This window comes from Gemmatimonadota bacterium (assembly GCA_016720805.1).
Lineage (GTDB): Bacteria > Gemmatimonadota > Gemmatimonadetes > Gemmatimonadales > GWC2-71-9 > Palsa-1233.
In genome coordinates, this window is sequence record JADKJZ010000001.1 from 530,715 (window position 1) to 548,958 (window position 18,244).

Genomic DNA, 18,244 nt, shown 5'->3' on the forward strand with positions numbered 1-18,244 from the left:
CGGGTCAAGTTGAATCCCTTCCCGTGACGCGGAGCATTCTCTGCCTGCCGGTCCTCGGTTCCACGTGTCGGGCACGCATCGCGTCCCCGGCGACAAGAGCATCACCCACCGCGCCTTGATGTTTGCCGCGCTGGCCCCCGGCGCGTCGGTCGTTGGCGGGGCCCTGACCTCGCTCGATGCCCGTTCGACGGCCAAGGTCCTGCGAGCCCTGGGGGCCACGATCTCGCCACTGCGGACCGAGACGGTGGTGGAAATCCGGGGGCGGCGCCGCCTCTCGACGCCTGCCGTGACGCTCCATTGTGGCAATTCCGGGACCACCGCCCGCCTGATGTTGGGGATTCTGGCCGGGCACCGCTTCACGAGTACCCTCACCGGCGACGCCTCGCTGCGCCGACGCCCGATGCGCCGGGTCACCACCGCCCTTGCGACCATGGGGGCGCGGGTCGACGATGGTGGCCGCGACGGCCTCCCCCTCACGATCCGCGGGGGAGCGCTTCGCCCGCTCGAGTGGAGCCTCCCCATCGCCTCGGCCCAGGTGAAGAGCGCGCTCCTCCTGGCCGGCGCCGTCGGTGGCGTCGCCGTCGCGCTCCGCGAGACCGCCGTCACGCGTGATCACACGGAGCGACTCCTTGGCGCCAACGGCTTCGAGGTCTCCCGGGAGCAGGGGTGGCTTCGCCTGGAGCCGACGGGGGCCTTCCACCCGTTCGCGATGCAGGTTCCCGGCGATCCGTCGTCGGCGGCGTTCCTGCTCGCCGCCATCCTGCTGGCGGAAGACGGCGAGGCCCGCGTGGCCGGCGTCGGGCTGAATCCCACCAGAACGGGCTTCCTCCACGTGATGGCGCGGATGGGGGCCTCGATTGTCGCGACCGACGAAGAGGCGCCGTTCGGCGAACCGATCGGCGACCTGGTGACCCGCCCGGCCGCGTTGCGTGGGGTCGTGGTGGAGGCCGGGGAGGTGCCCGGCATCATCGATGAAATCCCGATGCTGGCCTGTCTGGCGGCGAGGGCCGATGGGGAGTCGCGCTTCCACGGGGTCGGCGAGCTCCGGGTCAAGGAAAGCGACCGGCTGGCCCTGATCGTCCGCAATCTGCGGGCGGTGGGCGTTGAAGCAGAGGCGCAGGGCGACGACCTGCTGGTGCGGGGACGCTCGGGGCCGTTTCGCGGTCGGGTGGTGACCGACGGCGATCACCGGATTGCGATGGCCTTCGCGGTGTTGGGGCAGACCCGCGGGTCGCGCATCGTCGTGGATGACCCGGACTGTGCGGCCGTCTCGTTCCCCAACTTCGCGGCCCAACTCGGGGTGCTTTACGGCAGGATGCCATGACGATGCCGGTCGTGGCGATCGACGGGCCGGCCGCCTCCGGGAAGTCCAGCACCGCATCGGTGGTGGCGGCCCGCCTTGGGTTGATCCACGTCGACTCCGGCGCGCTCTACCGTGCGCTGACGTGGCTGGCGGTGCGAGACGGCCTGCACGACGCGGAGGCGATCTGCCGGGCGGCGGAGGCCGCCGACCTGACCCTGGTGGCCGACGGCAGCACGCTGACGCTTCGGGCGGGCGGCGAGCCGATCGAGGGTGCCATCCGCTCCCCAGAAGTCACGGCGGCGGTCTCGCGGGTGGCGGCACTGCCGGCCGTGCGCGCCTGGATCAACGGCCGACTCCGGGCGGCGGTGGCCGGAGCTGGGGGTGGGGTGATGGACGGGCGGGACATCGGGACGGTGGTCTTTCCCGACGCGGTCCTGAAGGTCTACCTGACCGCGTCCCCGGAGGCGCGGGCACGCCGGCGCCTCCTCCAGGAGGGTCAGGAGCCTGCCGAGGAGGCCGTTGCCGCCGAGGCCGCCCGACTGGCCGCCCGGGACCGCCTCGACGCCGGGCGGGCGGTCGCCCCCTTGCGACAGGCCCCCGACGCCTTGCACCTGGATACCAGCACCCTCGACTTCGGGACGCAGGTGGCGCGGATCGTGGGCTGGGCGGCGGAACGAGGGTTGCTGCCCGTTTGACCGGCGGGTATCTTTCTTGGCTGTCCCGAAATCGGGCCGGCCGAGGATTTTCCTCACCCCGAGGCCGCCGTGGCCCCGGTTTCCCGCTGTCGCAGGACCTCCCCGAATGTCTGAGACCGAAACCCCGACCGAAGACGCCGTGCTCGACGTGGCGCCCGCCGCTCCCACCTTCCAGTCGACCGCCGCGATGCCCTTCGCGATGTCGACCGGCATGCGTGTGCGTGCGGACCTCTACGACGAGGACTACACCAGCGATGAATACGAAGCGCTCCTGACGATGTACGAAGGGACGATGTCCCAGATCGTCGAGGGCGAGATCGTCAAGTCGAAGATCCTGCGCATCACGGACAATGCCGTGATCCTCGATGTCGGCTTCAAGTCGGAAGGCTCCGTGCCGCTCGACGAGTTCAAGGACCCGCAGAACCTCCAGGTCGGCGACGAGGTCGAGGTCTTCCTCGAGCACCTCGAGGACCAGGAAGGGGCGGTCGTCCTCTCGAAGAAGAAGGCCGACTTCATGCGCGTGTGGGAGAAGATCCGCATCGCCCACGAGTCCGACCAGCCGGTGGAAGGCACCCTGATGAAGAAGATCAAGGGTGGTGTCGTGGTGAACCTGATGGGCGTCGATGCCTTCCTCCCCGGCTCGCAGATCGCGTTGCGCCGGGTGCCGAACATCGACGAACTCCTCGGCTCGACCTACGAGTTCAAGATCATCAAGCTCAACAAGCGCCGGCGGAACATCGTCGTCTCGCGTCGCGTGATCCTCGAGAACGAGCGGGCGCACAAGCGCGAGCACCTGATGAAGGAGCTCGAGGTCGGTCAGGTCCGGAAGGGCATCGTCAAGAACATCACCGACTTCGGGGCGTTCATCGATCTCGGCGGCGTCGACGGCCTGCTGCACATCACCGACATGTCGTACGGCCGCGTCTCGCATCCGAGCGAACTGGTCGGCATCGGCCGCGAAGTCGAGGTCAAGATTCTCGACATCGATTGGCAGCGTGAGCGGATCTCGCTCGGCATGAAGCAGCTCCAGTCCTATCCGTGGCAGAACGTCGCCGAGAAGTACCCGGTCGGCAGCCGCGTGCAGGGCAAGGTCGTCTCGATCACCAACTACGGCGCCTTCGTGGAGCTGGAGCCGGGGATCGAAGGCCTGGTGCACATCTCCGAGATGAGCTGGACGCGCAATGTCCGCCATCCGAGCAAGATCGTCTCGATCGGCGAGACCATCGAGGCGGTGGTGCTCAAGGTCGACGAGTCGGAGGAGAAGATCTCCCTCGGCATGAAGCAGACCGAGCAGGATCCCTGGATGATCCTCCCGCTCCGCTACCCGGTCGGGACGCGCATCACGGGCAAGGTCCGCAACCTCACCTCGTTCGGCGCCTTCGTCGAGATCGAGGCGGGCATCGACGGCCTGATCCACATCTCCGACATGTCGTGGACCAAGCGCGTGCAGCATCCGTCGGAAGTGGTCAAGAAGGGCGACACCGTCGACGTCGTGATCCTCAACATCGACGCCGACAACAAGCGCATCTCCCTCGGCCTCAAGCAGGCGACCGACGATCCGTGGCTCACGATCGGCGAGAAGCTGCCGATCGGCACCGAGCTCCGTGCCAAGGTCCTCCGCCCGGTCGACAAGGGCATCGTGCTCGACCTCGGCAACGACATCGAGGGCTTCGCCCCCGTGTCGCAGATGGGGATCGGCCACGACCAGAACCCCGAGGATGCGGTCGTCCTCAATCAGCAGGTGATTGCCAAGATCCTCGAGGTGGACCCGATCCATCACCGCGTGGTCGTGGCGATCATCGAGTACCCGGAAGACGGCATCCCGGAGCCGGGCACCGAGCCCAAGCTCTCCGAGATCCCGAAGCTCCCGGAGCCGGGCGACATCGAAGTCGACATGTCGGAGCTCGACGACGACAACTGAGCCACATGCTCAGGCAGCGGAACGACGCGGGGGCGGCCACCAGTGGCCGCCCCCGCGTGCGTACGAACCTGCCACCGGGCTGCGGCTACTCGGTCAGCATCTTGACCGCACATTCGGGGCAGAGGCCGTGCGAGAACTCCGCCTCGCTCCGCCGCGCGATGTAACTCTCCATCTGTTCCCAGTGCCCCTGCTCGTCGCGGATCTTGTGGCACCAGGAGCAGGTCGGGAGCAACCCGCGGAGCGTCCGGACCGCGGCCTTCGCGTGCAACAGTTCCTCCAGCAGACGCTCCCGCTCCAGTTCGGTGGCCCGCCGCTCGGTCAGGTCGTGGCTCAGGGTCAGCACGCCGGTCACCTGCCCGTGGCTGTTCAGCAACGGCGTGAATCGTGTCACGTAGTAGCGGGCGCTCGGTTCGGAGGCACGCTGATACTCGAACTCGAGCGTCTCCGCACGGCCGTCCCGCAGGACGCGGTGAAGCGCACCGGAAAACGCCGCGCGCGCCACGGGGTCGACCAGCAGGTCTGCGGGCGCCCGATGGATGAAGTCCTCCGCCGGATACCCGACCGTGCGTGCGAAGGCCGGATTGACGAAGGCAATTCGGCCCTGGGCATCAAAGAGCATCAGCAGGTCCTCGACGCCGTCCACGATCGCCCGGAGCTCGGCTTCACGGTTGGCCAGCGCCTCGGCGGCCCGGTGCAGCTCGGTGATGTCCCGCGCAATCACGAAGACGCCGGTGCCTCCATGTTCCGTATCAGGCTCCGGGGTGAAGCGCGCCTGAAAACGGGAGCTTGTGCCATCCGGGGCGGGGAAGTCGTAGTCGACCACGACGGGGACGCCGGTGATCATCGTGTCCCGGATGGCCGTCAGCCAGATCTCCTTGAATGCTTCGTCCAGCGGGATCTCCTGCGCGGGGCGCCCCACGATTTCGCTCGCGGGCACCCCGGCAGCACGCGCCGCGGCCGGATTGAGGTAGCTGACGCGGAGCTCGGCGTCGATCTGGACGATCACGTCCCCGGCCGCCTCGACCACGGCCGTGAACGCGGCCTCCCGCTGGGCAAGTCGCCGCACCGGGTCGGGCGGGTCCGTCGGGTCGTCGTTCGAGACGGGAGTCGAGTCGGGACGCGAGGTCGCCATCTGACACTCCGTGGTGCTGTGCGAGGGAGCAGAAAGCTACCCGTCGAGGCAGCCGGGGCAGTGACTTGGCCCGTTCCAGCCGCGCATTAGCTTTGAGGGATATGCCCGACAACCCGTCCCGACTCGAGGACCTGCGACACCGCCAGACCCTGGCCGAACAGGGTGGCGGCGCCGCGCGGATCGCGCAGCAACACAAGAAGGGGAAGCTCACCGCGCGCGAGCGCCTCGACCTCCTGCTCGACGCCGGTTCGTTTGTCGAATTGGATCGATTCGTCACCCACCGCACCACCGACTTCGGCATGGCCGACGACCGGCCGCTCGGCGATGGCGTCGTCACCGGCTGGGGTCGAATCGACGGCCGGCTCGTCTACGTCTTCTCGCAGGACTTCACGGTGTTCGGCGGGTCGCTCTCGGAAACCCACGCGGCGAAAATCTGCAAGGTGATGGACCTCGCCGTCCGGAATGGCGCCCCGATGATCGGCCTCAACGATTCCGGCGGGGCGCGAATCCAGGAGGGTGTGGCGTCGCTCGGCGGCTATGCCGACATCTTCCTGCGCAACACCCTCGCCTCGGGGGTGGTGCCGCAGATCTCGGCGATCCTCGGGCCCTGCGCCGGCGGCGCGGTCTACTCGCCGGCGATCACCGACTTCGTGCACATGGTCCGCGGCGTGGGCTACATGTTCGTGACCGGCCCGAACGTCGTGAAGACGGTCACCCACGAGGAAGTGACCTTCGATGATCTCGGCGGCGCCGATGTGCATGCCGAAACCTCAGGGGTGGCGCATTTTGTCCACGCCACCGAGCCGGAGTGTCTCGAGGCGATCCGCACCTTGCTCGGCTTCCTTCCGTCGAACAACATCGATGAACCGCCTGTGGTCCCGACCACCGATCCGGTCGACCGGCGGGACGAGCGGTTGCTCGAGGTGATTCCGGACCTCGCCGCCCGGCCGTACGACATGCACGAGGTGCTCGGTGCGGTGGTCGACGACGCGATCTTCCATGAGGTGATGCCGGCCTTCGCCGGCAACATCCTCACCGGCTTCGCGCGACTTGGCGGTCGGTCGGTCGGCATCGTCGCCAACCAGCCCGCCGTGCTGGCCGGGGTGCTCGACATCAATGCCTCGGTCAAGGCGGCGCGATTCATCCGCTTCTGTGATGCCTTCAACATTCCACTCGTCACCTTTGTCGACGTGCCGGGCTTCCTGCCCGGTGTGGCCCAGGAGCACGGGGGGATCATCCGGCACGGTGCCAAGCTCTTGTATGCGTATTGTGAGGCGACCGTCCCGAAGTTGACGGTGATCACCCGCAAGGCGTATGGTGGGGCGTACGACGTGATGAGCTCGAAGCACATTCGCGGCGACGTCAACCTCGCCTGGCCCACTGCGGAGATCGCGGTGATGGGCCCCAAGGGCGCGGTGGAGATCCTCTACAAGCACGAAATCGCCCAGGCCATCGACCCGGCCGCCGAGGCGGCCGCCAAGACCGACGCCTATACGCAGGCGTTCGCGACTCCCTATCAGGCGGCGGCCCGCGGCTACATTGATGATGTCATCGATCCGCGGGACACCCGTCCGCGACTGATTGACGCCCTGCAGACCCTCGAGACGAAGCGCGACCGCAATCCACCGAAGAAGCACGGATGCATTCCTCTATGATTTCCCGCCGGGCGCATCGCGCCGCACTCGCCCTGGGCCTCCTCGCCTGGGCGACGGGACTCCGTGCGCAGACCACGGCCGTCGGGGGGAGTGCCGCATCGGGGAGTTCCGCGGTGCAACGGGCGGAGGCTTTGCTGCGGGAGGGGCGCCGGATCGATGCCAAGATGTTCCTCGGCCAACACCTCGCGCTCGAGCCGAACGATGGCCGCGCCTGGTTTGCCCTTGGTCGAATTCACCTTGGCGACGCGCAACGGTGGCACCGCGAGGGACACCTCGCCTCCGGAGTCGGCATACCCGTGGCCGAGTTTGCCTCCTCGGCATTCGACCAGGCGTACCGACTGCTGGCCGACTCGGCGAGCGTGTACCTGGTGCTCGCCGTGGTGGAGCAGGCCACGCTGCGCATCGAGCGGCTCGGGTGGACTGGAGCGGTCGAGCAACCGATGGCCCCCGAGGAGCTGCCGCTTCCCCCGGTGCTCAACGAACTCGGACGCAACCTGATGGGCTCCTGTCCGCGGGGCGGCGTGCTGGTGACCGGCTCGCTCGTGGAAACCGCATCGGTCTGGGGGGCGCGTTTCCTCGACGATGAGCGGGCCGACCTGATCCTGATTCGCCCCGATCTCTACGCCTTCGATTCCCTCTACCGTGGCCGGATGGCGACGGCGATCGGTGCCGAGGCATCGGTGGATCTCCCTGCGGCCCTGGTGGCGGCGAGTGCGAAGCGGCCGGTCTGTCTCACGCCGACCGTCGATTCGATCACGACGACGGCCCTCAGCTGGCATCCGCTGCGGTTGGTCCTGGCGGCCGGCACGATCGCGAACGGCGAGGCCCCGATGCAGATGAGCGTGCACCAGCTCGCCCGCACCGGCATCGCCGGCTCGGTCTGGAGCGAGGCCGTGCGCGACGTCTACGAGCTCGCCGCGCGGCGCAATCGGAACTTGTGCGAGTCGCTCTTCAATCGCCCCGACGCCCACGGTCTCCCGGCCATCACGGCCTGTCCCCGATGACCTCCCGTCCCATCCGACGCGTCCTGGTGGCCAACCGGGGCGAGATTGCCTTGCGCATCATCCGCGCCTGTCATGACGAGGGGCTCGAGGCCGTGGCCGTGTATTCCGATGCCGATCGTCACGCCCCGTTTGTGCGGGCGGCCGATGTCGCCATCCGCCTCGGCCCAGCGCCCGCGGCCGCGAGCTATCTGAACGCCGCCCTGATCCTCGACGCCGCGCAGTCGAGCGGCGCCGACGCGATCCATCCCGGCTACGGCTTCTTCTCGGAACGGGCACCGTTCGCACGGGCCGTCGAGGAGGCAGGGCTCGTCTGGATCGGTCCACCGTCCACCGCGATCGAGGCGATGGGCGACAAGACGGCTGCCCGACGACTGATGCAGGCCGCCGGTGTGCCTATCGTGCCCGGTGCCGTGGCGGCGCTCGACGACCCCGCCGATGCGCTCGCGATGGCCGAACAGATCGGCTATCCGGTGCTGGTGAAGGCCGCGGCCGGCGGCGGTGGGAAGGGGATGCGAGTCGTCACGGCGGCGTCCGCACTCCCCGGGGCATTGACCTCGGCCGCGAGCGAAGCGCTCAAGGCGTTCGGCGACGGCAGCGTCTACCTCGAGAAGTACGTGGAACGACCCCGCCACGTCGAAATTCAGGTGCTCGCCGACCATCTGCGCACGGTCCACGTCGGCGAGCGTGAGTGCTCGGTGCAGCGCCGCCACCAGAAGCTCATCGAAGAAGCGCCCTCCGTGGCCGTCACCCCCGCGCTGCGTGAGGCGATGGGCGCGGCGGCCGTCGCCGCCGCCGCCGCGGTTGGCTATCGCGGGGCGGGGACGTGCGAGTTCCTGCTGGCGGCCGACGGCTCGTTCTTCTTCCTCGAGATGAACACCCGCATCCAGGTGGAGCATCCGGTCACCGAAGAGGTCTACGGCGTCGACCTCGTGCGCGAACAGCTTCGCATCGCGCGCGGCCTGCCGATGTCGTTGGCCGACGCTCCGCTGGTGCCGCGCGGCTGGGCCATCGAATGCCGCATCACCTCCGAGGATCCGACCAACCAGTTGCTGCCAAGTGCCGGACGGATCAGCTGGATGCGGGCCCCCGCGGGCCCGGGCGTCCGCTGGGAAAGTGGCGTCGAGGCCGGGAGCGAGGTCACGCTGCACTACGACTCGATGCTCGCGAAGTTGATCGTGCACGCGCCGACGCGCCCGATGGCGATCGACGCGATGCGTCGTGCGCTGGACGAGCTCGTGATCGTCGGCGTCGCCACCAACGCGGCGTTCCATCGATCACTGCTGGCCGACCCCGATTTTGTCTCGGGCAACATCGACATCCAGTTCCTCGAGCGCCGCCCGGACCTGCTCGCCGCACCGGAATCGGACGCCGACGTGCGGCGCCTCGCGGTGGCCGTCGCGCTGCTGGAAGAGCAGCGTCGGCAGCGCCGAAAGCCTGCGACGCATGGTGGCGGGGCGGCCTCAGCGAGCGGCAGTTCGGCGTGGCGGCGTGCGGCGCTGCGTGACGGACTCCGGTGAGCGCGGACGCCGCCGAGGTCGAGGTGCGCGCCATCGCGGCCGGGGGTGACGGTGTGGCCACCCTCGAGGATGGCCGCACCGTGTTCATTCCGCGGACCGCGCCCGGTGACCGGGTGCGTCTGCGCACGCTTCGGTTGCACAAGCGGTTCGCCCGCGCCGAAATCGGCGAGATCCTCGCACACGGGGCCGGGCGGGTCACGCCACCGTGTCCGCACTATGTTCGCGATCGCTGTGGCAGCTGCCAGCTGATGCATCTGAGCCCTGAGGCGCAGCGGGAGGCGAAGGGACGCATCGCCGGCGACGCCCTCCGACGGATCGGCCACCTCGAGATCGCCGACCCCGTCGTCATCGCCTCGCCGACACAGCTCGGATACCGCGCAAAAGTCACATTCGCCGTATCCGGTGGGCGAATGGGATATCACCCACTCGGTCAGCCCGATCGGGTGCTTGACATCCGCGACTGCCTGCTCGCCGAGCCGGCGGTGCGCCGCCTGCACCAGGCCGTGCGGACCGCGGCCTCCCTGCTGCCGGTCGATGTCACCCGCATCGTCTTCCGCCGGGATCGCCATGACGGATTGCATGTCGTGGTCCGGACCGATGGCAAGGACGCCTGGGTCAAAGGAAAGGCGCTGCACGGTCAGCTGCAGCGTGCGGGTCTCACCGCCACGATCTGGTGGCACCCGGAGGGTGGCGCACCTCGCGCCGTCGCGGGCGGAGTCCAACCGTGGCCGGCAACGATCTTCGAGCAGGTGCATCCGGCAATGGGGCGCATGGTGCGCGAGGCGGCACTGCACGCGCTCGGCAACGTCGCCGGCCAGCATGCCTGGGATCTCTACGCGGGCGTCGGCGACACCACCGTGGCGCTCACGGCGCGTGGGGCCACCGTGGAGAGTGTCGAGCTGGATCGGCGGGCCGTGGAGCAGGCGGAACGCGTGGGTCCAGCGGGGCCGATCCGCCGCGCCGGACTGGTCGAGGAGCGCATCGGCGAGATGCGGCCGCCGGCCGTGGTGATCACCAATCCGCCGCGTGGCGGGATGGAGCCGGTGGTGACCGACGCCCTCGCGCGCACCGCGGCACGGCGCATCGTCTACATCTCCTGCGACGCGGCGACGCTCGCCCGTGACATCGCCCGCATGGAAGCGGCGTACGCGGTCTCGTCGGTGCAGGCATTCGATCAATTCCCCCAGACCGCCCACCTCGAGTGCGTGGCCCTGCTGGAGCGGCGATGAGATACTTCGTGACCATCGGGGGCCGGGAGGTTGACGTCACGGTCGATGGCGATCAGGTCGTGGTCGACGGCGTTCGGCACACGGCGCACCTCGAGGCGGTTCCCGGGACGCCGGAACAGCGCGTGACCATTGACGGCGTGGCAACGACGCTCGCCATCGACGGCTTCGCCGACGCCTCGTGGCGTGTCGTGGATCACGGGGCGGTGCGCGATGTCGGGATCGAGGACGAACGCGCCCGGCACATTCGGTCGCTCGTTGCGAGCACGAGCACCGTGGCGACCGGAGGCGTCCTGAAGGCCCCGATGCCCGGCCTGGTCGTGCGGGTGGATGTGGCCGTCGGCGCGGTCGTGGCCGTGGGCGATGCGCTCGTCGTGTTGGAAGCGATGAAGATGGAAAACGAACTCAAGGCGACCATCGGCGGCGTCGTCGCCAGCATCCGCGTGGTGGTGGGCGCTGCGGTCGAGAAGGGCGCCGTGCTGCTGGACATCGCGCCGCCAGCCTGACGCCGTGTCCCCGCCAGAGGGGCCCCCGGATACATTGCCTCATCCTCTCCAATCCTCCGCGCCGGAGCGACCGATGCCCATCAGCTTTACCCTCAATGGCAAGCGCACCACTGTGGACGCCGCCGGCCGCATGCCGCTGCTCTGGGTGCTGCGCGACGTGCTCGACCTCAAGGGCACCAAGTACGGCTGCGGCGAAGGGCTCTGCGGCGCCTGCACCGTCCACCTCGATGGCAAGGCGGTGCGCTCCTGCCAGATCCCGCTGGATGGCGCGGCCGGGAAGCAGGTGACCACCATCGAGGGGCTGTCGGTCGATGGCAGCCATCCGGTCCAGCGCGCGTGGGAGGCCGCCGACGTCCCGCAGTGCGGCTACTGCCAGGCCGGCCAACTGATGTCCGCGGCGGCGCTGCTGGCCACCACGCCACGTCCCACCGACGACGAGATCGACGAGGCGATGGAAGGAAATCTCTGCCGCTGCGCCACCTACATCCGCATTCGTGCCGCCATCCATCAGGCCGCTGGCATGCCGAAGGGGGCACGATGACCGCCGCCCTGGATCGCCGCGACTTCCTCAAGGTGACCGCGCTGGCGGGCGGTGGCCTGGCCATCGGTTCGTGGTGGCAACCGCTCGACGCTGCCGGTGCACCGATCGCCGAGGCGTTCGAGCCCAATGCCTTCATCCGGATCACTGCCGATTCCGCGATCACCATCGTCTCGAAGAACCCGGAGATCGGGCAGGGGATCAAGACCTCGCTCCCGATGCTGGTCGCCGAGGAACTCGATGTGGCGTGGTCGACGGTGACCGTCGAGCAGGCGATGAGTGATGCGGCGCGTTACGGCTCGCAGGTCGCCGGGGGCAGCACGGCCACCCCGGCCCATTATGACTCAATGCGGCAAGCGGGCGCCGTGGCGCGGCAGATGCTGGTGGCGGCGGCCGCCGCCACCTGGGGTGTCCCCGACGCGGAATGCACCACGAGTGGGGGGATGGTGCGGCACATCGGAAGCAAGCGGGCGATGCGCTACGGCGCGCTCGCGGCCAAGGCCGCCACCATGCCCGTCCCCGATCCGAAGACCGTGCGCCTCAAGGACCCGAAGGACTACACCGTCATCGGCACCGCCGTGCCCGGCGTCGACAACCCCGCGATCGTCCGTGGCAAGCCGCTGTTCGGCATCGACGTCACCGTGCCGGGAATGTTGCACGCGGTCTTCCAGAAGTGTCCCGTCTTCGGCGGCACCGTCGTCAGTGCGAACCTCGACGCCGTGCGCGCCCTCCCCGGCGTCAAGCAGGCCTTCGTGGTGACGGGCGGGACGAATCTCGCCGGCCTCCTCTCCGGCGTGGCCATTCTTGCCGACAGCTGGTGGGCGGCCAACGAGGCACGCAAGCAGCTGAAGGTCACCTGGGCCGAAGGGGCGACGGCCTCCCAGGGGAGCACCGGCTTTGCGACGCAGGCCGCGACGCTTGCCGCCGGCACCGCGCAACGAACGCTGCGGCAGGATGGGGACGCCACGGCCGCGCTGGGGAACGCCGTCCAGACGGTCGAGGCCGCGTACAGCTATCCCTTCCTCGCGCACGCCACGCTCGAGCCGATGAACTGCACCGCGCGTTATGCCGATGGCAAGCTGGAGATCTGGGCGCCATCACAGAATCCGCAATCCGGCCGCCAGCTGGTCGCGCAGACCCTGGGTGTCCCGGCGGCCGATATCACGATTCACATGACGCGCTGCGGCGGTGGCTTCGGCCGACGGCTGAACAACGACTACATGGTCGAGGCCGCCGCAATCGCCAAGCAGGCCGGGGTGCCGGTGAAGCTGCTCTGGTCACGCGAGGACGACATCCAGCACGATTTCTATCGCCCCGCCGGCTTCCATTTCCTGAAGGGCGGCGTGGACGCCGCCGGAAAGCTCGTGGCCTGGCAGAACCACTTCGTCTCCTTCGGTGAAGGGCAGGGGTTCGCCGCGAGCGCGAACATTGGCGCCACGGAATTTCCGGCGCTCTTCGTTCCGAACTTCCTCCTGCAATCGTCCGTGATGCCGTTAGGGGTGCCGACCGGCTTCCTGCGCGCGCCAGGAAGCAATGCACTCGCGTTCGTGGCGCAGTCCTTCCTCGATGAGCTTGCGCACGCGGCGAAGCGAGACCCGCTGCAATTCCGGCTCGACCTGCTGGGTCCGGCGCGCGCCGTGCAAGAGAACGGGCGCACCATTTACGACGCCGGCCGGATGCGTGGGGTGCTTGAGGCGGTGCGCCAGCGATCGGGCTGGGGCACGCGCGCCATGCCGGCCGGTCACGGGCTCGGTGTCGCGTTCCACTTCTCGCACCGCGGCTACTTCGCCGAGGTGGTCGAAGCGAGCGTGAACAGCGACGGTGGCGTGCGGGTGCACGGCGTCTGGGTGGCGGGGGACATCGGTCGGCAGATCATCAACCCGAGCAACGCGGTGAATCAGGTGCAGGGCTCGGTGATCGATGGGCTCTCGGAGGCCTTCGGCCAGGAAATCACCGTCGTCGCCGGGCGCGTGGAGCAGAGCAACTTCGACGATTTCCCGGTGATGCGAATCCCCCAGGCCCCGAAGGTGATCGACGTCCACTTCGTCACCTCCGACGTCGGACCGACCGGGCTCGGGGAGCCGGCATTGCCTCCGGTGGTCCCGGCCCTCTGCAACGCGATCTTCGCCGTGACGGGGAAGCGGATTCGTTCCCTGCCGCTCTCGCGTCATGGCCTGCACTCGGCCTGAGGCGAGTGTGCTGCGATGAAGCACTGGGCCGAATCGCGTCGCGTCTACGCGGCGATCGCCGAGCTGCAGCGGCAGGGAATCGCCGCCGCGCTCGCGACCGTCGTGCGCGTGCACGGCTCCGCCTATCGCCATGAGGGAGCCAAGCTGCTCGTCGGGGCCGACGGGACGATCGTCGGCAACGTGAGCGGCGGGTGCCTCGAGCAGGATGTCCGTGAAGTCGCCCGGCGCGTGCTCGCGACCGGGGTGGCGGAGCGTCGGCAGTACTGCTCCGGCCAGGACGAGGTCGCCGCGTGGGATCTTGGCGTCGGTTGCGAAGGGACCGTCGAGTTGCTCGTCGCCCCCGTCCATGACGCGTACGCCGCGGAGCGGATGGCGATTGCGCGTGAGGTGGCATTCGTGGTCGACGTGCCGATGGACGACGCCTCGGGCGCCCGTCGAATCCGGGAGGGAGTCGCGACGCCTGGCCTGGTGACGGACGGCGAGGGTCACGAGTGGTTTGTCGATGCCTTCACGCCGCCACCGCGGTTGCTCATCTGCGGCGCCGGCGATGATGCGATGCCGTTGGCGCGCCTCGCCGTGGAGACCGGATTCCGGGTCGTGGTGACGGACCGCCGCCCCGGGCTGCTGGCCCCGGAACGATTCGTCGACGACGTCGTGCTTCGATTGGCCCAGCCCCGAGAGGCCGCGGCAGCGTGCGCGGCGGGAGCGGACACCTTCGCGGTGGTCATGACGCACCACTATGCCGATGACAGTGCCTTCCTCGCCGCGCTGCGCGACACCGCCGTCCCCTACATTGGCATGCTCGGTCCCCGGCAGCGGACCGAACGGATGCTGGCATCGACGGATGGCATCGTGCCCAGTGACGATCGGCGAATCCATGCGCCGGCCGGCCTCGACATCGGCACCGACGGCGCGGAGCAGGTGGCGCTCTCGATTCTCGCCGAGGTGATGGCGGTGCAGGCCGGTCGGCCGGCGAAGCCGCTGCGCGAACGGCGCGTGCCGATTCATGCGGTCGATGGCTGACGGTCGTATCGCGATCATCGTCCTCGCAGCGGGGGCGTCGACGCGGATGGGGCAGCCGAAGCTGCTGTTGCCGCTTGCGGGGGAACCGTTGCTCCGGCGCGCGGCCATGCGCGCAGCGGCCTGCGGGGCAGCCTCCGTGGTGGTCGTCGTGCCACCGGCCGCGATCGCTTGGCATGAGGCACTCAGCGGCTTGGCGGTGACCTGCATCGAGTCGCCATCGATCGGGGGCCCGGTGAGTGAGTCCCTCCACGCGGCGATCGACGCCGTCGCCCCGTCGGTGGACGGCGTGCTTGTCGTGCTGGCCGACATGGTCGGCGTGACGACCCCGATGATGTCCGCCGTGATCGCGGCCGCGGGTGCGGCGCCGTGCCGGATGGTGGGCTCGCGCTACGGCGAGGTGGTCGCGCCACCACTGCTGTTCCCGCAGCGGTTCCTGCCCGAGTTGCGCGCCATGCATGGCGACGGGGTCGGCCGCGCGCTCTTCGCCGCACATGGCGATGAAGCGGTGACCATCGACTGGCCGGCCACGGCGCTCTACGACATCGACACCCCGGACGACTACCGCGCCGCGGCAGGCGTCACGCACCGGAATGACGACGCGCCCGGACGAATGATCGTCCGGGCGCGTTATCCGTCGGTGCTGGTGCGGGGCAGTTACTCGCCGCCGCCACCGCCACGCCCACCACGTCCGCCGCGACCCTGGCCACCCGGGTCGCCGCCACCGGCGCCGCGGGCTGGCTGTCCGATCGGGCGCTGCTCGCCGTACCACTTCTTCAGTGCCTCGTACTGCTCCTTGTTCAGCTCCGGCTTGACCTGCTTCTCGAAGAAGGCGACGTCGAGCTTGCGGACGGCCTTGAGCTGCTTGTCATAAGCCTTCGAGAGCTCGGGCTTGCTCATCGCGGTGAAGGAGAACCCACCAGGCGTGGTGAGGTTCAGCTCAGTGGCGGCCTTCTTGACCGAGTCGCGCAGGACGGCCGTGGCCGCGAGGTGCGCCGTGCGCAGCTGCTCGAGCTTGGCGTGCTTGACCGAATCGAGCGTCAACAGCACCGTGAAGGAATCAAAGGCGAACGGGCCGTCGAGGTCGTAGTGGAGCGGCCGCGGCGCCTGATTGCCCATGCCGCCACCACCCATGCCGGTCATGTCGACCATACCGGTGGCCCCACCGCCACCACCCATGCCGCGCCCGCCACCACCACCGCCCTGCGCGGCCAGGCTGGCCACAGGAGCCGTCGCGAGGGCGAAGGTCAAGAAGATGCGGGTCCAGCTGCGAAGATCCTTCACGGGATTCCCCCTGTTGCGTCGTCGGTATGCGGTGATGGCCGGCCGCGAGCCGACCCACCATGGTTCCGGGGGTGATACGATGGAGCCCTTCCATTGGTTGCGTCTCCGGTCCGGCCGGGGCGCCGGTGTACCTTTCTGGGCGTTCCACGCCCGCTCTGCCGATCCATCCTTCTGGAGTTCGCCGATGCGCCGTCTACTCCTCGCCGCTGCGCTTGCCGCGCCGCTCTCGCTGGCCGCCCAAGCCAACGTTCCACTCCCGGAACGAGCCGTCCGTCGTGACATTCCGCTGACCAACTCGATCCGTCGTGCGTTCGCGACGGGTACCCGGGATTCGACGGGGCGTCCGGGGCGGAATTACTGGCAATTGCGGACCGACTACACGATTCAGGTGCGACTCGATCCGGCCACCGGGCGACTCTTTGGCCGTGAGACGGTTCTGATCCACAATCGCTCCGATTCGGCACTTTCGCAGATCGCCCTCCGCCTCGATCCCAACATCTTCCGCCCGACGGTCCAGCGCGGGGCGTCGGTGCCGGCCGAGACGACCGACGGGATGATCCTCACGAAGGTCGTGGTGAACGGGACGGCCGCGGATCTGTCGGCTCAGGCGCCGGCCGGCGGTCGCGGCGGCGGTGGCGCGCCCCCCCCCGCCGGTGGCGCGGTGCGCGTCTCCGGGCTCACCCTGACGAACGCGCGCGTCTCGCTCCCGACGCCGGTCCCGGCAAAGGGCAGCGTCACACTCGAGATCGAGTGGAACCACAAGCTCCCCGGTGGCCCCGGTGGGCAGGGCCACCGGATGACCCAGCGCTGGGCCGACACGCTCTTCCAGCCGACCCAGTGGTATCCGCGCGTGGGCAAGTACGACGACCTGCGCGGTTGGGACACCGAGCCGTACCTCGGCCCGTCCGAGTTCTACAACAACTTCGGTCGCTTCGATGTCTCGATCGACGTCCCCGGCGGCTGGATCGTGAGCGGGACCGGCGTGCTGCAGAACCCGGAGCAGGTGCTGACCTCGACGGCGCGCGCGCGTCTCGCCAAGGTGCTCGACAGCGACTCGATTACCACGATCGTCGGGCCGGACGAAGTGGGCCCGGGTCGGTCCACGGCAACCGGTGATCGGCTGACCTGGCGCTTCGTCGCCGACACGGTGAATGACTTTGCGTGGGCCACGGCAAAGCAGTTCGTGTGGAAGGCCACCCGCGCCACGATCCCGAATCGCGGCAAGGTGCCGATCCATATGGTCTATCTCCCGGGCAACGCGAATCTCTTCGCGCGGGCCGGTGAGATTTCCCGCCATGCCCTCGAGTTCTACTCGAAGCTCTGGGTGCCGTACGAGTTCCCGCAGTTCACCATGCAGGATGGGCCGAGCGCCGGCATGGAGTACCCGATGGTGATCAACTCCAATCAGGGTGCCGCTGACCACGAGACCGGCCACCAGTGGTGGCCGATGCTCGTCGGCAACAATGAGACGCAGTATGGCTGGATGGACGAGGGCTTCAACCAGTACATGAACATCCTCTCGAACGCCGATGCGGCGGGCCGTCCGCCGGTGCTCGACGGCCAGGGGCAGAGCTACGGCCGCACCAGCGGCGACGAGCGCGAGGCGCCGATGATGTGGAGCGCCAACAACGCCGGCCCGATGTATTCGTTCCAGACCTACGGCAAGACGCCGCTGATGCTTTCCATGCTCGGTGGTGTCGTCGGCGACTCGGCGGTGCAGCGGGCGATGCGGGAGTATGCCGAGGCGTGGCGCTACAAGCACCCGTCGCCGTGGGACTACATGTTCTTCATGAACCACGCCCTCAAGCGCGACCTCGGCTGGTTCTGGTACTACTGGCTCTTCACCACCGAGTCGGTCGACGGGTCGATCGTGGCGGCGACCCCGGCAGGCATCCGGACCTCGGTCGTGGTGCGACAGGATGGGGCGATGCCCTCGCCGGTCGTCCTCAAGGTGCAGTTCGCGCCGACCGGGCCGGCGATCCGGCCGATGAAGAACGCCGTCATGACCGACAGCGCAACCGCGATCGTCACGTATCCGGTGGATGTCTGGTTTGCCGGGGCCCGGACCTTCAAGGCCGACCTGGTTTTCGGGGGGCGGAAGATCGAGAAAATCACCCTCGATCCTTTCCGCCGGTTCCCCGACAAGAACGCGGCAGACAACGTCTGGCCGCGCGTGGAGGGGGTTACTGGATCCGCCACGCAGGGGGGACGTCGTCCCTGAATGAAACATTTGGCCCGTGATCGACGGGTCCGT

14 protein-coding genes are annotated in these 18,244 nt (G+C 68.8%); 13 read left to right on the plus strand and 1 reads right to left on the minus strand.

The window, feature by feature from the left end; genetic code table 11:
- Nucleotides 1-40 precede the first annotated feature (40 nt).
- From aroA to IPP98_02545, 3 genes are all read left to right on the plus strand, one after another.
- Entirely contained in the window at nucleotides 41-1,324 is a 1,284-nt protein-coding gene (gene aroA, locus IPP98_02535) for a 3-phosphoshikimate 1-carboxyvinyltransferase (GenBank protein MBL0177988.1), read from the plus strand.
- Nucleotides 1,321-1,998, plus strand: coding sequence for a (d)CMP kinase (cmk, locus tag IPP98_02540; GenBank protein ID MBL0177989.1), 678 nt, complete (start codon nucleotides 1,321-1,323; stop codon nucleotides 1,996-1,998). Before aroA ends, cmk begins: the two co-directional genes overlap by 4 nt.
- Before the next feature lie 187 nt (nucleotides 1,999-2,185).
- The gene (locus tag IPP98_02545; GenBank protein MBL0177990.1) at nucleotides 2,186-3,919 is read left to right on the plus strand and encodes a 30S ribosomal protein S1; all 1,734 of its coding nucleotides are present in this window, start codon (nucleotides 2,186-2,188) and stop codon (nucleotides 3,917-3,919) included.
- 85 nt (nucleotides 3,920-4,004) lie between these two features.
- Here the strand turns inward: IPP98_02545 and IPP98_02550 are convergent, their stop codons facing one another.
- Nucleotides 4,005-5,051 (minus strand): PAS domain-containing protein, encoded by a 1,047-nt coding sequence (locus IPP98_02550; protein ID MBL0177991.1) that lies wholly within the window; start codon nucleotides 5,049-5,051, stop codon nucleotides 4,005-4,007.
- A gap of 101 nt (nucleotides 5,052-5,152) precedes the next feature.
- Between IPP98_02550 and IPP98_02555 the strand changes: the two genes are divergently transcribed.
- The 10 genes from IPP98_02555 to IPP98_02600 all read left to right on the plus strand — a co-directional run bounded on the left by IPP98_02555 (nucleotide 5,153) and on the right by IPP98_02600 (nucleotide 18,211).
- Nucleotides 5,153-6,706: an acyl-CoA carboxylase subunit beta gene (locus tag IPP98_02555; GenBank protein ID MBL0177992.1), complete on the plus strand. Its 1,554-nt coding sequence runs from the start codon at nucleotides 5,153-5,155 to the stop codon at nucleotides 6,704-6,706.
- Nucleotides 6,703-7,710 (plus strand): hypothetical protein, encoded by a 1,008-nt coding sequence (locus IPP98_02560; protein MBL0177993.1) that lies wholly within the window; start codon nucleotides 6,703-6,705, stop codon nucleotides 7,708-7,710. Before IPP98_02555 ends, IPP98_02560 begins: the two co-directional genes overlap by 4 nt.
- Complete coding sequence (locus tag IPP98_02565; protein MBL0177994.1) at nucleotides 7,707-9,227, plus strand: acetyl-CoA carboxylase biotin carboxylase subunit; 1,521 nt, start codon at nucleotides 7,707-7,709, stop codon at nucleotides 9,225-9,227. Before IPP98_02560 ends, IPP98_02565 begins: the two co-directional genes overlap by 4 nt.
- Nucleotides 9,224-10,456 (plus strand): class I SAM-dependent RNA methyltransferase, encoded by a 1,233-nt coding sequence (locus IPP98_02570; protein MBL0177995.1) that lies wholly within the window; start codon nucleotides 9,224-9,226, stop codon nucleotides 10,454-10,456. Before IPP98_02565 ends, IPP98_02570 begins: the two co-directional genes overlap by 4 nt.
- On the plus strand, nucleotides 10,453-10,959 hold the full coding sequence (locus IPP98_02575) for a hypothetical protein (GenBank protein MBL0177996.1): 507 nt from the start codon (nucleotides 10,453-10,455) through the stop codon (nucleotides 10,957-10,959). Before IPP98_02570 ends, IPP98_02575 begins: the two co-directional genes overlap by 4 nt.
- A 73-nt stretch (nucleotides 10,960-11,032) precedes the next feature.
- Nucleotides 11,033-11,500 (plus strand): (2Fe-2S)-binding protein, encoded by a 468-nt coding sequence (locus tag IPP98_02580; GenBank protein ID MBL0177997.1) that lies wholly within the window; start codon nucleotides 11,033-11,035, stop codon nucleotides 11,498-11,500.
- Nucleotides 11,497-13,686, plus strand: a complete 2,190-nt coding sequence (locus tag IPP98_02585) for a xanthine dehydrogenase family protein molybdopterin-binding subunit (GenBank protein ID MBL0177998.1) — start codon at nucleotides 11,497-11,499, stop codon at nucleotides 13,684-13,686. The genes IPP98_02580 and IPP98_02585 overlap by 4 nt, the downstream gene beginning before the upstream one ends.
- Before the next feature lie 15 nt (nucleotides 13,687-13,701).
- The gene (locus tag IPP98_02590) at nucleotides 13,702-14,709 is read left to right on the plus strand and encodes an XdhC family protein (GenBank protein ID MBL0177999.1); all 1,008 of its coding nucleotides are present in this window, start codon (nucleotides 13,702-13,704) and stop codon (nucleotides 14,707-14,709) included.
- Nucleotides 14,702-15,580, plus strand: a complete 879-nt coding sequence (locus IPP98_02595; GenBank protein ID MBL0178000.1) for a nucleotidyltransferase family protein — start codon at nucleotides 14,702-14,704, stop codon at nucleotides 15,578-15,580. The genes IPP98_02590 and IPP98_02595 overlap by 8 nt, the downstream gene beginning before the upstream one ends.
- A 594-nt stretch (nucleotides 15,581-16,174) precedes the next feature.
- Entirely contained in the window at nucleotides 16,175-18,211 is a 2,037-nt protein-coding gene (locus tag IPP98_02600; GenBank protein ID MBL0178001.1) for a M1 family metallopeptidase, read from the plus strand.
- The last annotated feature ends 33 nt before the right edge of the window (nucleotides 18,212-18,244 follow it).

Coding starts and splice junctions, on each gene's coding strand:
- IPP98_02550 (MBL0177991.1), bottom strand. CDS start 5,051: ATGGCGACCTCGCGTCCCGACTCGACTCCCGTCTCGAACGACGACCCG.
- IPP98_02585 (MBL0177998.1), top strand. CDS start 11,497: ATGACCGCCGCCCTGGATCGCCGCGACTTCCTCAAGGTGACCGCGCTG.
- IPP98_02595 (MBL0178000.1), top strand. CDS start 14,702: ATGGCTGACGGTCGTATCGCGATCATCGTCCTCGCAGCGGGGGCGTCG.
- IPP98_02560 (MBL0177993.1), top strand. CDS start 6,703: ATGATTTCCCGCCGGGCGCATCGCGCCGCACTCGCCCTGGGCCTCCTC.
- IPP98_02565 (MBL0177994.1), top strand. CDS start 7,707: ATGACCTCCCGTCCCATCCGACGCGTCCTGGTGGCCAACCGGGGCGAG.
- IPP98_02580 (MBL0177997.1), top strand. CDS start 11,033: ATGCCCATCAGCTTTACCCTCAATGGCAAGCGCACCACTGTGGACGCC.
- IPP98_02575 (MBL0177996.1), top strand. CDS start 10,453: ATGAGATACTTCGTGACCATCGGGGGCCGGGAGGTTGACGTCACGGTC.
- IPP98_02590 (MBL0177999.1), top strand. CDS start 13,702: ATGAAGCACTGGGCCGAATCGCGTCGCGTCTACGCGGCGATCGCCGAG.
- IPP98_02545 (MBL0177990.1), top strand. CDS start 2,186: ATGCCCTTCGCGATGTCGACCGGCATGCGTGTGCGTGCGGACCTCTAC.
- IPP98_02555 (MBL0177992.1), top strand. CDS start 5,153: ATGCCCGACAACCCGTCCCGACTCGAGGACCTGCGACACCGCCAGACC.
- cmk (MBL0177989.1), top strand. CDS start 1,321: ATGACGATGCCGGTCGTGGCGATCGACGGGCCGGCCGCCTCCGGGAAG.
- IPP98_02600 (MBL0178001.1), top strand. CDS start 16,175: ATGCGCCGTCTACTCCTCGCCGCTGCGCTTGCCGCGCCGCTCTCGCTG.